The organism is Bacillus sp. B4EP4a (assembly GCF_006680105.1).
GTDB classification, from domain to species: domain Bacteria; phylum Bacillota; class Bacilli; order Bacillales; family DSM-1321; genus Peribacillus; species Peribacillus simplex_E.
Genome location: NZ_VHIK01000092.1, coordinates 1 through 13642, shown reverse-complemented (window position 1 = coordinate 13642; position 13642 = coordinate 1). Strand labels below are relative to the sequence as shown.

Annotated in this window: 15 protein-coding genes, 1 pseudogene and 1 other annotated feature; of the genes and pseudogenes, 3 read left to right on the top strand and 13 right to left on the bottom strand. The window is 39.5% G+C overall.

The features are described from left to right. From FNK51_RS26135 to desA, 3 genes and pseudogenes are all read right to left on the bottom strand, one after another. Positions 1 to 335, bottom strand: a pseudogene (locus FNK51_RS26135) (arginine--tRNA ligase); the annotation flags it as partial. Positions 336 to 375: 40 nt separating this feature from the next. Beyond that, positions 376 to 594 (bottom strand) — a binding site (T-box leader). 67 nt (positions 595 to 661) lie between these two features. Next, positions 662 to 1207 (bottom strand): response regulator, encoded by a 546-nt coding sequence (locus FNK51_RS26130; protein ID WP_141995228.1) that lies wholly within the window; start codon positions 1205 to 1207, stop codon positions 662 to 664. A 93-nt stretch (positions 1208 to 1300) separates the two neighbouring features. Continuing rightward, complete coding sequence (desA, locus tag FNK51_RS26125) at positions 1301 to 2332, bottom strand: Delta(5) desaturase DesA (protein WP_141995227.1); 1032 nt, start codon at positions 2330 to 2332, stop codon at positions 1301 to 1303. Positions 2333 to 2862: 530 nt separating this feature from the next. Here desA and FNK51_RS26120 point away from each other — a divergent pair. Further along, entirely contained in the window at positions 2863 to 4272 is a 1410-nt protein-coding gene (locus FNK51_RS26120) for a LysM peptidoglycan-binding domain-containing protein (RefSeq protein ID WP_286178901.1), read from the top strand. Positions 4273 to 4303: 31 nt separating this feature from the next. Here the strand turns inward: FNK51_RS26120 and FNK51_RS26115 are convergent, their stop codons facing one another. Both FNK51_RS26115 and FNK51_RS26110 read right to left on the bottom strand, forming a co-directional pair. Further along, on the bottom strand, positions 4304 to 5200 hold the full coding sequence (locus FNK51_RS26115) for a DMT family transporter (RefSeq protein ID WP_141995226.1): 897 nt from the start codon (positions 5198 to 5200) through the stop codon (positions 4304 to 4306). A 40-nt stretch (positions 5201 to 5240) separates the two neighbouring features. Further along, positions 5241 to 6377 carry an NADH-dependent flavin oxidoreductase gene (locus FNK51_RS26110; protein ID WP_141995225.1) on the bottom strand — a complete coding sequence of 379 codons (1137 nt, stop codon included), beginning with the start codon at positions 6375 to 6377 and terminating at the stop codon, positions 5241 to 5243. Positions 6378 to 6514: 137 nt separating this feature from the next. On the opposite strand from FNK51_RS26110, the gene FNK51_RS26105 reads away from it, so the two are divergent. Beyond that, a complete protein-coding gene (locus FNK51_RS26105; RefSeq protein WP_141995224.1) occupies positions 6515 to 7381 on the top strand; it encodes a LysR family transcriptional regulator in 867 nt (288 codons plus the stop codon). A gap of 64 nt (positions 7382 to 7445) precedes the next feature. On the opposite strand, the gene FNK51_RS26100 is transcribed toward FNK51_RS26105, so the two are convergent. The 8 genes from FNK51_RS26100 to FNK51_RS26070 form a co-directional block, all read right to left on the bottom strand. Next, entirely contained in the window at positions 7446 to 7649 is a 204-nt protein-coding gene (locus FNK51_RS26100) for a zinc ribbon domain-containing protein (protein WP_098373407.1), read from the bottom strand. A 187-nt stretch (positions 7650 to 7836) separates the two neighbouring features. Then, positions 7837 to 8379 carry a hypothetical protein gene (locus tag FNK51_RS26095; RefSeq protein ID WP_286178900.1) on the bottom strand — a complete coding sequence of 181 codons (543 nt, stop codon included), beginning with the start codon at positions 8377 to 8379 and terminating at the stop codon, positions 7837 to 7839. A 64-nt stretch (positions 8380 to 8443) separates the two neighbouring features. Beyond that, positions 8444 to 8596: a hypothetical protein gene (locus FNK51_RS26855; protein WP_181762357.1), complete on the bottom strand. Its 153-nt coding sequence runs from the start codon at positions 8594 to 8596 to the stop codon at positions 8444 to 8446. Positions 8597 to 8757: 161 nt separating this feature from the next. Then, positions 8758 to 9714, bottom strand: coding sequence for an ABC transporter permease (locus FNK51_RS26090; protein WP_179891188.1), 957 nt, complete (start codon positions 9712 to 9714; stop codon positions 8758 to 8760). Further along, positions 9714 to 10646, bottom strand: coding sequence for an ABC transporter ATP-binding protein (locus FNK51_RS26085; RefSeq protein ID WP_141995223.1), 933 nt, complete (start codon positions 10644 to 10646; stop codon positions 9714 to 9716). The genes FNK51_RS26090 and FNK51_RS26085 overlap by 1 nt, the downstream gene beginning before the upstream one ends. A gap of 363 nt (positions 10647 to 11009) precedes the next feature. Further along, positions 11010 to 11249 (bottom strand): hypothetical protein, encoded by a 240-nt coding sequence (locus FNK51_RS26080; RefSeq protein ID WP_141995222.1) that lies wholly within the window; start codon positions 11247 to 11249, stop codon positions 11010 to 11012. 51 nt (positions 11250 to 11300) lie between these two features. Next, positions 11301 to 11807 (bottom strand): GNAT family N-acetyltransferase, encoded by a 507-nt coding sequence (locus tag FNK51_RS26075; protein ID WP_141995221.1) that lies wholly within the window; start codon positions 11805 to 11807, stop codon positions 11301 to 11303. Positions 11808 to 11912: 105 nt separating this feature from the next. After that, the gene (locus FNK51_RS26070) at positions 11913 to 12566 is read right to left on the bottom strand and encodes an HAD family hydrolase (RefSeq protein ID WP_141995220.1); all 654 of its coding nucleotides are present in this window, start codon (positions 12564 to 12566) and stop codon (positions 11913 to 11915) included. A gap of 291 nt (positions 12567 to 12857) precedes the next feature. On the opposite strand from FNK51_RS26070, the gene FNK51_RS26065 reads away from it, so the two are divergent. Then, positions 12858 to 13642 (top strand): peptidoglycan-binding protein (locus tag FNK51_RS26065; protein WP_141995219.1); only part of this gene is annotated, 785 nt, incomplete at its 3' end.

Here is a 13642-nt window from a genome sequence, read left to right as displayed (position 1 = left end):
ACATTTTCCTGTACAGGCTGCAGTGAACCATACTGATCCTTTTCCCTTAATATCGTTTGCAGCGCGTTTTCCGTCACCATCTGTTGATTGACGAAAATATTCAGATAACCACCCACAACGTTTACTTCTTGGATCAAATCACTGTTTAATTGTTGGGCTATTTCAGATGCAATCACTTGAGGCGATTTTTTGAATTTTTTTGCAAGAGTAAAACACGGAAAGGCGACATCACCTAACTCCATCAATTTAGGCTTTTCCATTAATTTTTCTATTTCACTTGCTGGCATTTCATTGTTCAAAGCAGTTGAAATCAATTCTGCAATTGGTTTATTCATCGACATTTTCCCTCCTAAACAAAAAAGCCCCCGCCTCTAAATAAGAGACGAGAGCATGAATTCCCTTGGTACCACTCTAGTTGCCACAAATTGTGACCACTTTCCATTGTTAACGAGGTGACTCCCCGATGTTCCCTACTAAACGTTTCAAGAAATTTCTCCAAAGTGCGCTTCATTCATCCGTCCTGCATTAGGCTCCCACCATCCCTAACTCGCTTTCCATTTCGAAATGAACTACTCTCTTCATCACAGAATTTTCAATATTATAATTTAATCCATCGTACACAATTTTAAAAAACGTGTCAACAGGATTTAGGAAACAAATCCTAACCAGCCGGTAACTTCATTTTATCCTTGATGGTCGAAAAATATTTCCTTACGGTCCCTATTGTGTCGCTTTGCTTATTAGACGCTTCCATTTTGGATTGACCATCGGCTAACAGCCCTAACACTCCCATTTCCCGGCCATTATTGCTGGGAGACTCATCTATAAGTTCTGGGGAGTATATTCGCTTGCCGTCCATTATGCCGCGAATCGAGCAGGCTAACTCTTCACCCGGGCTATCCTTCAATAAATAACCACTTACATTAGCTTTTAATGCGAGTTGAAAATAACCAGTCCTTCGAAATGTCGTTAAAATGACCACTTTGCATTCAAATGACTTTAATGCTTCTGCTGCCTCAAGTCCGTTCATTACAGGCATCTCCATATCCATGATACACACATCAGGCTGTAATTGGTGTACAAGGGCCATCGCTTCTTCTCCATTACTGGCTTGCCCGACAATTTCTATATCTTCTTCAAGATTGAGTAGAGAACTTATTGCCTCTAACAGCATTTGCTGATTCTCTGCAATGACAATTCGAATCATTTTAAGTTCTCTCCTTTATCGAGTTCCTTATATGAAACAAAGACTCCCCAAAATCCAAGGATTAATAAGGGAGTCTGAAATGATACATGAACGTTACAGTTCAGATTTTACTTGAGCGGAAACGCTTTTTTTCGTTAAATATTTTATGTCTTTAAAACCAACAAAATTCTTGGATTCCTCATCCCATAAACGGAAACGGAGTGAGCGCAAGCTTGTCGCAAGAGTAATCGTTGGAACGTTCTTTAAAGGCTGCGTATTATTGTGAGCCATTTCCAATTTATAGTTAGGTACCCTTGGACTTAAATGGTGAACATGATGGTAACCGATATTACCAGTAAGGAACTGCATCAGTTTTGGAAGCTTATAAAAAGAACTTCCCTCCACTGCTGCTAATACATATTCCCACTCCTCATTTTCTTCAAAATAAGAGTCCTCAAATGTGTGCTGGACGTAAAACAGCCAAATGCCCACTGAACCAGAAATCATGAAAATGGAACCTTGTACCAGAAGGAACGACTGCCAGCCTACTGCCAGGCAAAGCAATGCCACTAAAGCGACGATTATTACATTCGTCAAATACGTATTCATTTTTTCCTTCTTTCTAGCACCTTTACGGTTAAATCTGTTTTTAAGAAGGAAAACATAAATTGGTCCCAAACCAAACATAACCAATGGATTGCGATAAAAACGATAGGCAAAACGAAGTTTAAGCGGTGCAGCCAAATATTCATCTACCGTAAGGGTCCAAATATCTCCTGTACCCCGCTTATCCAAATTACCGCTTGTTGCGTGATGCACAGAATGCTCATGCCCCCACTGATCAAACGGGAATAAAGTCAAAACACCCATGATCGTACCGACTGCTCTATTCGCACGGCGGCTTTTGAAAAATGAATGATGCGTACAATCATGGAAAATAATGAATATTCTTGTCAAGAAGCCAGCAGCAATCACAGCTGGAATTAAAGTTAACCAATAAGAAACGGAAAGACTTATATATGCTAGGTACCATAAAATAATGAACGGCCCCAAGGTATTGACGATCTGCCATATACTTTGCTTTGTCGTTGATTGTTCAAAAGGAGCAATTTGTTTTTTCAAGTTTTTTGTATTTTGCAAGGTCATTATTTAATTGCACTTCCTTTTATTTGTCGTTATTTCATATTATAAAGAAATCAACCTGAAATTATTAGTACCAGGTGTCATGACTAGAAGATGACAAATGTCATGTACAAGTCATTTCCAACGGCAAGCGTAAAAAAGGCCAACCAGAAAAAACTGATTAACCTGTTCATATGTTTAGGATTTCGTTATCTTGAAATAACAGGTAGCCTTACTTTAAGAACGGGACTGTCAATATCAGGCTTACATTCCCAGCAGTAAGCAAAAATAATTCGATCTACCCTAGAGTGGAACTACAAACAGAATCGTAATTAGATTCCCTATTTTCTTCTATATAGGGCCTTTCCACAATGTACCTCTATTTTATGACGATTCTCCATAGTAAACTGGTAAAGTTAAATTTTACAAAGGGGAATAAAATAATTGTGAAAAAATTCTTTGGATGTTTTATTATATTAAGCCTTCTTTGTGCATGTCTCTTTCCAACCAATGGTAATTCATCAAACAAAACCCTTTACATAGGTTCTGTTAAAGTGGACAATACAAAAGTTTTTAGTTCTCCTAAATTAGGTTCCACTCAATTAAAGCCCTTAAAAAAGGGCGAGGAGTTTCCCGTCATTTCTTCTTCCGTTGGGGATTCCGCGGGGCCTATTATCCATAAAGTAAAGGCTGGAAACACATTATGGAAAGTAGCAAATCAATATGGTGTTTCAGTAAGTGAGTTACAAAAAGAAAATAAATTAACTTCGACCGAAATAAATGTTGGCCAAAACCTGAAGATTCCCCAGAAATATAAGATCCATAAGGTTGTATCAGGAGATACATTGTGGAAGATTTCTACTAAATATAAGGTAACCACAAGTGATTTGACGAAATTAAACAACTTACATACGGTTACCCTTAAAGTTGGCCAAAAATTGAAGATACCGGATTATTACTACCAAGTTCAATTGCTTGATGGTAAAAAGGGATGGATAAAGACATCCCAGCTTCAAAAAAAGACGCAAAAACCTATCGTCATGAGCTGGACGCATAATGGATCGAAAGAAAACTACACCCAACAAATTAAACAACCTAATTTAAATGTAGTATCTCCCCGTTCCTATACGCTGAAGGATTCCGGTAATTTCGTTTCCGTTTCTGCGGATGCAAAATTCGTCCAAAACGCCCATAAACAAGGAAAACAAGTGTGGCAGCTTATCGGAAATCAATTTGACCCTGTTTTAACTGGTTCTGTACTAGGCAATACAAAAAAACGCCAGAAATTAGTTTCAACTTTACGTGATTCACTTGTTAAAACTAAAAGTGATGGAATAAATGTAGATTTTGAAAACATCGATCCAAAAAACAAGAAGGACTTTGTACTTTTCATAGGCGAACTGAAAAAGGCACTAAAACCGCATGGAATTAAAGTATCCGTGGATGTCACCCGAGAAAATGAAGACCCTTTTTGGTCAAAAAGTCTGGATAGGAAAGCACTTGGCAAAATAGCAGACTACATCATCATAATGGGTTATGACGAGCATTGGGGAGGGAGCCCAGTAGCCGGGTCCGTTTCCTCGTTACCTTGGATCAAAGAAGGAACTAAGCTTTTAATGAAAGAAGTACCCGCCCATAAGATCATATTGGCTGTACCATTTTATACGAGAGAATGGGTAACCGATTTATCGACCAAAAAAGTGAAAAGCCATGATCGTACCATGGCTGAAGTCAACAAAATCATTTCATCTCATAAACTTAAGAAGGTATGGGATAAAAAGACTCAACAAAATTACGTGGAGTATACTTCCAAAGGGGAAAAGCATCAAATATGGATAGAAGATAAAAAATCGATGAAGCTCCGTATTGACCTGGTAAAACAAAATCATCTAGGCGGTGTATCTGCTTGGTACCTTGGATCAGAAACCCCCGACATTTGGGATGTATATCATTTTAATCAATAGATTGATAGAAAAACCATAAAGAAAAAAGGCCTCACATTGTGTGCGGCCTTTTTTGCATGACATCCTTTTCAGTCGGTCTTGTCGTCTTAAGTGAATATAGCACCCCAATAAATATCAATGAAATACCCAAGATTTGAATCCTGTCCGGTTGAAATCCTGAAAGCAGAATATCCAAAAGGATGGCCACTGCCGGATCGACAAAAATCATGAAAGATACTACATTTGTAGGCAAGTGGCGGATACTATTAAAAAACAGAAGATACACGACGCCTGTATGGATGATGCCGGTAAGTACAGTATAAAACCATTCGGAAGATTTTAGCGTTGTGTAGACTGAAAAATCGACAAAAGGAATCAGTAATAGAAATCCAATGAACATTTGCAGAAAAGTTGTCGCGTATACACTTGTCTTTGAAATGCTCTTTCCTAAAAGCATCGTTGCCGCATAGAAAAATGCAGCAATGATCCCATAAATGATCCCTTCCCATTCAGGGGTTGATGATCGAAATCCATCTGTTCCCATAATGAATAATGTGCCAATGAAGCAAAGTGAAATGGCAAGGATGGAGAATAAACTCATTTTCTCCCTGAAGATGAAGCTCCCGATAATGAGTACAATGATCGGGGCTAAATGATAGAGCGAAATGGCTATTGTCACGGATATCAGTTCGAAAGATTTAAAAAGGAATATCCAGTTTAACAAGTTGGTCACTGCGCAAAAAATGATGAGCATTACCTCTCTGGAATTCCATATTTCGTTCTTGAAATGTCCTGTAATCATCCATGCTGCACATAAGAAAATGGCAGCACAGATGCAGCGAACAAATACCAGTTCCAATGCCGGAAGTCCTGATAGTTCTGAAAAGAAACCGACAGAACCAAAGATCGCCATGGCTAGAGACAGTTGAAGAAGTGCTATTTTATTCATTTAATTTCCCCTCAAGAAATTCCCATTTTTTACATTCATACTAACATTTCTCAGGCATGCCGTCACGTGTGATGATATTCGCCCACATTTGATCTGGAATCATTAATGTGCACCTGCTATCGCGCGGCAATGTCGTCATGATCTCGTCTTCCCTGCCCTCTTTTATTTTGGCGGCCCAGTCCGGTTCCATCAGTAATTCTCTTCCTAATGCGAAAAGCGGTATATTTTTCTCAAGCACAGCATTTGCTTCCTCAGGAGTATGAATCGATCCAAGTGATATGAAACTGGTCCTGCCAGCGATGATATCACGGATGATTTCGGTCCTTGTTAACCCCATGTTCAATCCGCTTCTGGGGATGGACCAGACATTTTTAACAGAAAGATGTATATAGGAAAGCTCTTGACTTGCCAATTTATCCACCAATGCAGCTGTGTCATCCATTTTCAATCCGCCTTCTTCCGGTTCTTCGGGGGAGAAGCGATACCCAATAATGAATTCCTTGTCTGCGTATAGGTCACGGATCCGCTTCACCTCCGCGATGACGGCAAGTGGAAAATGCATTCTTTTCTCCAAATTCCCGCCCCAATGATCTCTCCGTCTGTTAGAGTGTGGTGAGAAAAACTGCTGAAGGAGATATCCATTCGCTCCATGGATTTCGACGCCATCGAATCCTGAACGAATGGCATGGCGGGTGGCTCTTCCAAAGTCTTGAATAGTGGATAGAATCTCAGTGTGGCTCATTGTCCTAGGAATGTATTCCCCGCCCATTTCTTTATAAACGCTTGCGATGATGCCACTCGGACTAACCATTTTTTCTCCGCCTGTACAGCTTGGAAGGCTCTCGCTTCCGCCATGATGAAGCTGGAGAATGGCTTTTGCACCTTTTGATTTGATTGTTTTTGAAAGCTGTGTGAGTCCTGCGATGCTTTGTTCATCATATACTTTCATTTGCCGGGGAAAGCTTGTAGCAACAGGGGAAATGGCGGCAGCGGCAGTAATGAACATGGCAGGTCCATCTGCCCTTCTTTTATAGTAAGCCAATTCCTGCTCAGAAACCAAGCCATCCTCTCGACCAGAATAAGTGGTCATAGGCGCAACTACAATCCTGTTTTTAAGAACCGTTCCATTAGAAAGCGTGTATGGTGAAAAAATTCGCTCGTATTTCCGTTTCATCATTTTTCCATCACCCATTCGTATTTTATTTTTGTAATCTTATTGTATTCTCGGCCACATCATAAGTAAAATGAATGTTTTTCATAACTTGGATTAGAGATTCTCATGTATAATTTATTTACAAGAAAGGTGTGGGGCATATGAATTTTTTCCAGTTGGAAGTATTTTTACATGTTGTTGAACACGGAAGTTTTACGAAAGCGGGAGACCGGATCGGACTGACTCAATCAGGTGTGAGCCATAACATTACAGCGCTTGAAGCGGAACTTGGTGTGACTTTATTAAAGCGTGACCGAAAAGGTGTAACACTCACGACTGCGGGAGAGCAGGTAATTCCACATATGCGGGCCATCGCTGCCAACCTCGCACATATCGAACAAAAAATTGCAGCTGTGAATGGAATGGAAATCGGGAAAATAACGATTGGCAGTTTTCCAAGCTTCACTGCCAGATTCATACCGCAGCTATTCTCTGCCTTTAAAGAAAAATACCCTAATATCGAATTGCTGATTCATGAAGGTGGATATGAGGAAATCTTAAAATGGATCGAAGAAGGAACAGTGGATATCGGCTTTGCAGCTAAACCAGTGAAGAACGTGGAATTCATCCATCTGCTAACAGATCCTTTATCAGCTGTCGTGTACGAAGGCCATTCACTTTCAGGAAAAACCGTAATAAACCTAGAGGACTTCGTTGATGAACCATTCATCATGCTGCGATCCGGCTGTGAAACACTCATAGAAGATAGATTCCTTGAAGCCAAGCTAAAACCAAACATTTCATACGACATTAAAGACAATCAAACGGTGCTCTCAATGGTAGCAGGAAAATTAGGCATCACGATAATGCCCGACCTTGCATTACCGGAAAAGCCCGAACAGATCAAAAGCCTGCCCTTGAATCCGGAACTTACCCGGGAGATTGGATTGGTCATGAAGTCGTCTAAAGACCTTTCACCCGTCGCAAAGGAATTTTCAAAAGTCGTTCAAGACCATTTCACTGGGTAATGAGCTGACTTTATGAAAAAAACAAGAATCCCCTTTGAAAAAGGGGATTCTTTTCGTGCAGTGGTCATCCGAAGAATAGATCCAGCAGATTACTGCCTGCAGATGATTGCTTATTATAAAACTCCGAATAACCGCAATTCTTGCAATACACAACCGTAAATTGATTATTCTGGACATCGAACATTTTTGACAATCCTGTTCCTGTCATGGCTACGTCCTTCTTAGCAGCATCATTGCTTCCGCATTTCATGCAACCCTTTTCGTTCATGATCCTTCATCTCCCAATCTATATATAAATACCGGTCCAGCGCCGTACATAATTAAATATACGGATAAAGTAATGAATGGTTTCAGAACTTATAAAAAAGTGGAAATTAATTCCTCTAATCTACTCTTTATCGCATCGCTTTCTTAAACAGTCAAACCTATTAATCGAGGACACTCGAGAAAAAACATTAAATGACCTCTGCATCATCCAATCGTATTTCAGCAACCCTTCCACCCTGAACACACCAAAATTCTAAAGTAATATTCTGTTTATGGTCAATGTAGCCGATAATATCCGCTCCCTGTTCATAACTTTTATAATAATGATCTCCATACTTCGAAAGAACGTCCGCTTTCTTACTTCCTAATTTAATACCTTTGCTTGTTTGTAGGGAGTTTTCAAATAGATCGTCGTCCGTACTTAAAATGATTAACCGCTTAATTTTCCCTTTATCCTCGTCTGTATTGATAGAGGCCGTTTTTAACCCGCCTTTCCAATAATAATAATCATATGCATTATTATTATCTTGATCGATGGGTTCTCCATATTCCCTAATAAATTCTGGACTCGATATGTTATCCAAAACCTTAAATCCCCCGATAGATTCATCGGACAAATCTGTTGATTTTGTCAATTTTTCAGAGAATGCCGAGTACACATAGAAACCTAATGCTGTTCCAATAATAATAAGTACAATTATTAACTTTCGTTTATTATGCATTTTTCCCATCTTTGAATCTACTCCATCTCTATCGGATTATTTCCGTGGGTCGACTATTCTGTAAATGGAGCTGCTAACTAGCGAACAGGTAGGAACTGATCCCCATTATGAGTCCTCCGCCTATCCCGATCACTACGCCAACAATTGTCCATTGTGAACTGATCATGCCGGTTAGAAATAAAGAGAATCCTATAAGCCCTATTAACAGAACCCTATTTTTTTTCATTTCACACCCCTATGTCCTACTAAATATCCTCATATTATCTTATACGGATAAATTTGGATAAAGGTTTCACTTTATCCAGCAGCAACTGGCTCATGCATTCTATATTGCATAAGAAAAACCGAAATCAGCTACTGATTTCGGTTTTTCCGGTAATTGACTGTTTAATTAGTGATATCTTTTTTCTGGAAGAAGAAGAAAGTTAGCGCTAAAAAGATAAGGTAATAGATGCCGAGTACACTCATTGAAAATCCAAGTGTAGCTCCATCGAACATTTCCATGGTTCCGGAAATATAGCCCCTTAAATCAAGGTGGGGGAATAGAACGAATTTTAACCACTCGTATTTGCCGATGAATGATTGAATGACCATATTTAATGTCGAGGAAGCAAATAGGATGAAAATGGATATACCTACTGCAAGTGCTTGGTTTTTAAATAATGTGCTTAGCATGAAAGCGATGGTCGTGATGACCAGGAATCCTGGTATCCAGTAAACGATCATGTCCACGAAATATTCGCCGACCACCACCGGACTGAATTCACCGAAAGATGCGGGATCCATGATTTTGTCTGAATACGAGCCATTGCCAAAGAATATGATTCCGATTAGATAACTGAATATAAGTAGGCTCGCAAGTAATAACGCTGCAAATAACAAGGAAGTAATATATTTGGAAAGTAGGATCTTCCAACGTTTATAAGGCCTGATCAACAGTTGTTTAATGGTGCCGTCCGAAAATTCCGAGGAAACGAGCGAGCTGCAAACAATAACGACGAATAAAGTGACAAATGATGTTAATGATGTAGTCCATTCCGCCATATAGGTCCAATTCGTGTTCAAGTCAGGGTTTATATTATCAGCCAACAGTTGCTTGTTGAGATTGATTTCATCCATGATCGCGGCTTTTTCATCTTCACTGATTTCCTTAGCTTCCAAAGCCTTTTCCTGTTCTTGTATATCTGCCTTTAATTCTTGCTTCCAATCTTTACCCGATTCTTCGGGACTTAGTTTATAATCGATGACTGCAGCCCCTAATGCTGCCAATAAAAGAAAAGCGATGAATATATAAGTTGATACTTTTGAGAAGATTTTCATCCATTCATTTTTTACTAAGGACATCATACAGACTCCCTCATTTCCTGCTCAGTGATTTCAAAGAATTTATCTTCCAGTGATTTTCTAGTAATGCCAATTTCATAGACATCGAGTTGATTTTCAATAAAACTCCTATTAATTTTGGCCGTTTGTTCTCGAGTTGCCGATACGGAGATTGTCTTCGCATCATATTTCAGAATCGTAATATCCACAGACTGTTCTTGAAGGATTTTATTAGCTAGCTTCCCATCACTGACAGTGAATGAAACTTCATTGATCGTTTCGGCTTTTTCATCTAAAATATGTTCTTTCGTATGTATCAGTTTTCCCTTTTCGATAACGGCAAAACTATCACACATCAATTGCATTTCCGATAGTAAATGTGATGAAATCAATATCCCGACGCCTTCACTCGCAAGTACTTTCAAATAATCACGAAACTCGCGAATCCCTTGTGGATCCAAGCCATTCGTCGGTTCATCAAAAATCAATAACGACGGTTTATGTAAAATGGCCTGTGCCACGCCAAGGCGCTGACGCATTCCTAATGAATAGGTTTTAACCTTCTTATCGATGGCATGATCCAGTTTGACAAGCTTGATGACCTCTTCTATTCTCTCATTGGATATGTCATTGGATGACATTCGGGCATAATGCAGGATATTCTTTCTGCCTGTCATGTACTTATAAAACTCCGGGTTTTCAACAATGGCCCCCAATTGGTTCATCGCGCCTTCGAAATCATTATCGAGGTCACTGCCATTGATCATGACAGTACCGCCCGTACGATTAATGAGACCTGTGATCATACGGATGATAGTGGTCTTACCAGCCCCATTCGGACCAAGCAAACCAAATATTTCATTACTTTTTATTTCAAAGCTAACATTGTCCACAATGGTTGCTTTTCCAATTTTTTTAGTTAAGGATTGAACCTTAAGAACCGATTCAGACATATAATACCTTCCTTTTTTCATTTTTTCCAAAATCACACAAATCCTACATTACCATATTTTGCATATTATTACTATACTGATATTCTTCCATTTTAAAAAATGCACCGCTGCAATCAATAGATTTGAATTTCATCGTTCTTTTACCCCATGATCATTTCCCGTCCAATCCTTATTGCGCAATAACATCAAACTCTCATTAAAACCTTCCGCCGGCGTCAACTTCCCGCTCCCATTTTCATAAACACTGCCATCACTTTTTTCCTCTAAACAGCAACAACTCCTATGTACCTTTATCTTTTAATACGTTTTTGTTTGAATAAAGTTTCAGGGTTATTTTATCTAATCAGGAAAATTTACGGATAATCACAAGTTAAGCAATATATAAGTAAAGCCGATGGAAATGGCCAGCCCCAATGCAAAAAGAAGGATTTTGCTAACAATTGATGGTAAAAGCCTATATATCATCATTAAAATTACATCGATGAAATTCGCTGGTATTCCGGAGCCGAACTCTTTGATCTCTTTCTTTTTGCCAAAAATGGCGAACCACATTACAAAAAGACCGCATAAAATAAAAATGATGGAAAAAATCTTATATCCCATTGTATGTCACCCGTTTCCTCATAGGTTAAACGATATTGTTATATTCTTATCTTAACTGGGGTTTCCTGATTCAAGTTTCAAAATGAATTCTTCAACCTCTTCCCCTCTTGCATGGGAATATCCTTTGTCTTCATCGAATCTTTCAAATCCGCATTTTTCCAGCACCCTGATGGATGCGAGATTATCCTTGGCTGCGCGAGCATAAAGAGGGCGGACTTTGATTTTCGGCAAGAAATTGAGCAGTGCTTCTGTAGCAATTCCTTTACCCCAATATTGCTTCCCGATCCAATAACTAACTTCAGGGTTACCGAACTGTTCAAACTTGAGAATGCTGCCCGCTGCACATCCGTTGTGGATTATGGTCATTTTTTGAATATCCCGGTTCGATAAGATATTCTTCCAGTGTGTCAAAAAAGCCACTTTGTCTGATGGATCCTTGGATGTGAAAGCAGCCATATAGTTTGCGGCAGGATCTAGTTGCTGCTCGAAAAAGATAGGAAGATCACTCTCCTTGACCTCCCGCAGCCGGATTCCTTTGTCATTGGTTTGCAATTCCATAATGTCACCCTCCCCACCAATTCATTAAAAACCGGAAAAACCGAAGACTCTGCCATCTTCGGCGTGGTTTCATTCCTTTATCATACTATAATTTCGTTCGAACGCTTATTGCTCAATATGTTTTATAACTTCAGACAAGCTCTTATCCCCCATTGATCGGAGGCGTAAATGATGATTTTCAAAAACTAAAGCTTCCGTCACGGGGTTAGGAACGATTACACACTTTAATCCTGCAGTCAGGGCCGCTTGAAGCCCATTTAACGAATCTTCAAATGCTACGGCTTCTGTGGGCCGAATGCCCAGGACTTCAATTGCCTTTACATACAAATCAGGCGCAGGTTTTACTTTTTCAACATCATCCCCTGTGATAAGAACTTCAAAATAGTTTAACAGTCCAAGTTCCCCCAAATGATGAGTGACCCACTCTTTTGTCGAGCTTGAAGCGAGGGCGATTTTATATCCATTGTTTTTTGCTTCTTCTAAATAATCCTTTACACCTTCACGTGCCTGTGATGTTTTCATTTTGACTTCATGAAGGCTTTTTGCTCTGGATTCAATTTCTTCAATATTACAACTTTCCCCCAGCTGACCCTTGAAGTACTGATTAAGTTCAGTATTATCCGTTCCGATACATTTTACGAAATGTTCGAGAGGCAAATCAGATTTATAAAAAGCCATCGTTTCTTTATAAGCCTCATACCAAGCCGTTTCTGTGTCTAAAATTAAACCATCAAAGTCGAAAATAACTGCTTTAATCATAATGATTTCCTCCTTTAACCTTGAAATGGAATTTCTATTAACATAAACGTACATGAATGAATTCCCTTGTTCAACCAAACGGTTCCGTTCGTTCCACGGGAAGCTCGATAATTTTCCATATTTAGTTAATCACTAAGGATATGGTAACCCGATGTCCGCCTCATTTCTTTTTTATATGTTACATGTTTTAACAATTACTTAGTGCCTTCGCGGTGTTTTTCCTTAACTGCGCCTAAAAGAGTGATAGTTTAACGAATGGTTTAATTGCAGGAAACAACGAGGAGGATAAACATGAAGAAAATTTTATTAACGATCCTAACGGCTTCTGTATTCATTCTAGGAGTTTGTATGCCAACAAAAGGCGAAGCCGCTGCTTTGGATCGCACACTTTCATTTGGAATGAGTAATAGTGATGTTAAAGACTTACAAGAATTATTACTGACAAAAGGGGTTTTTCCCTATCACGAAGCAACAGGTTACTACGGACCGATTACAAAAGAATCCGTAAAGAAATATCAGGAAAAATCAGGACTGAAAGTCGATGGAATAGCAGGAACACAAACGAATCAGAAAATACAGGTACTAAAAAGCGGGGATATGGGAAGACCTGTAGCTGAACTGCAAAGATTATTGAAGGCCTGGGACGTTTACACATCAACGATCGATGGCATTTATGGAACAGGTACAAAGCAAGCCGTCATCAACTTTCAAAAGCAAAAGGGATTATCCGCTGATGGAATAGCCGGTGCTCGGACCTTCAGTAAATTAAAAGAAAGAGCAAGTTTAGCAAGCTCTGCCGTTAAAGAAATAACGGTAACAAGTACAGCATATACAGCGAGCTGCGAGGGATGCTCAGGCACTACAAGAATGGGCGTTGACCTAAAAAAATATGATGATGCCAAACTGATAGCAGTCGATCCGAACGTTATTCCGCTAGGCTCCATCGTTGAAGTCGAAGGCTATGGACGAGCAATCGCTGCAGACACGGGCGGCGCCATCAAAGGAAACAGAATCGATGTATTCATCGCGAGTGAAGCGGATGCTTTAACGTGGGGAAGAAAGCAAGTGAACGTGAA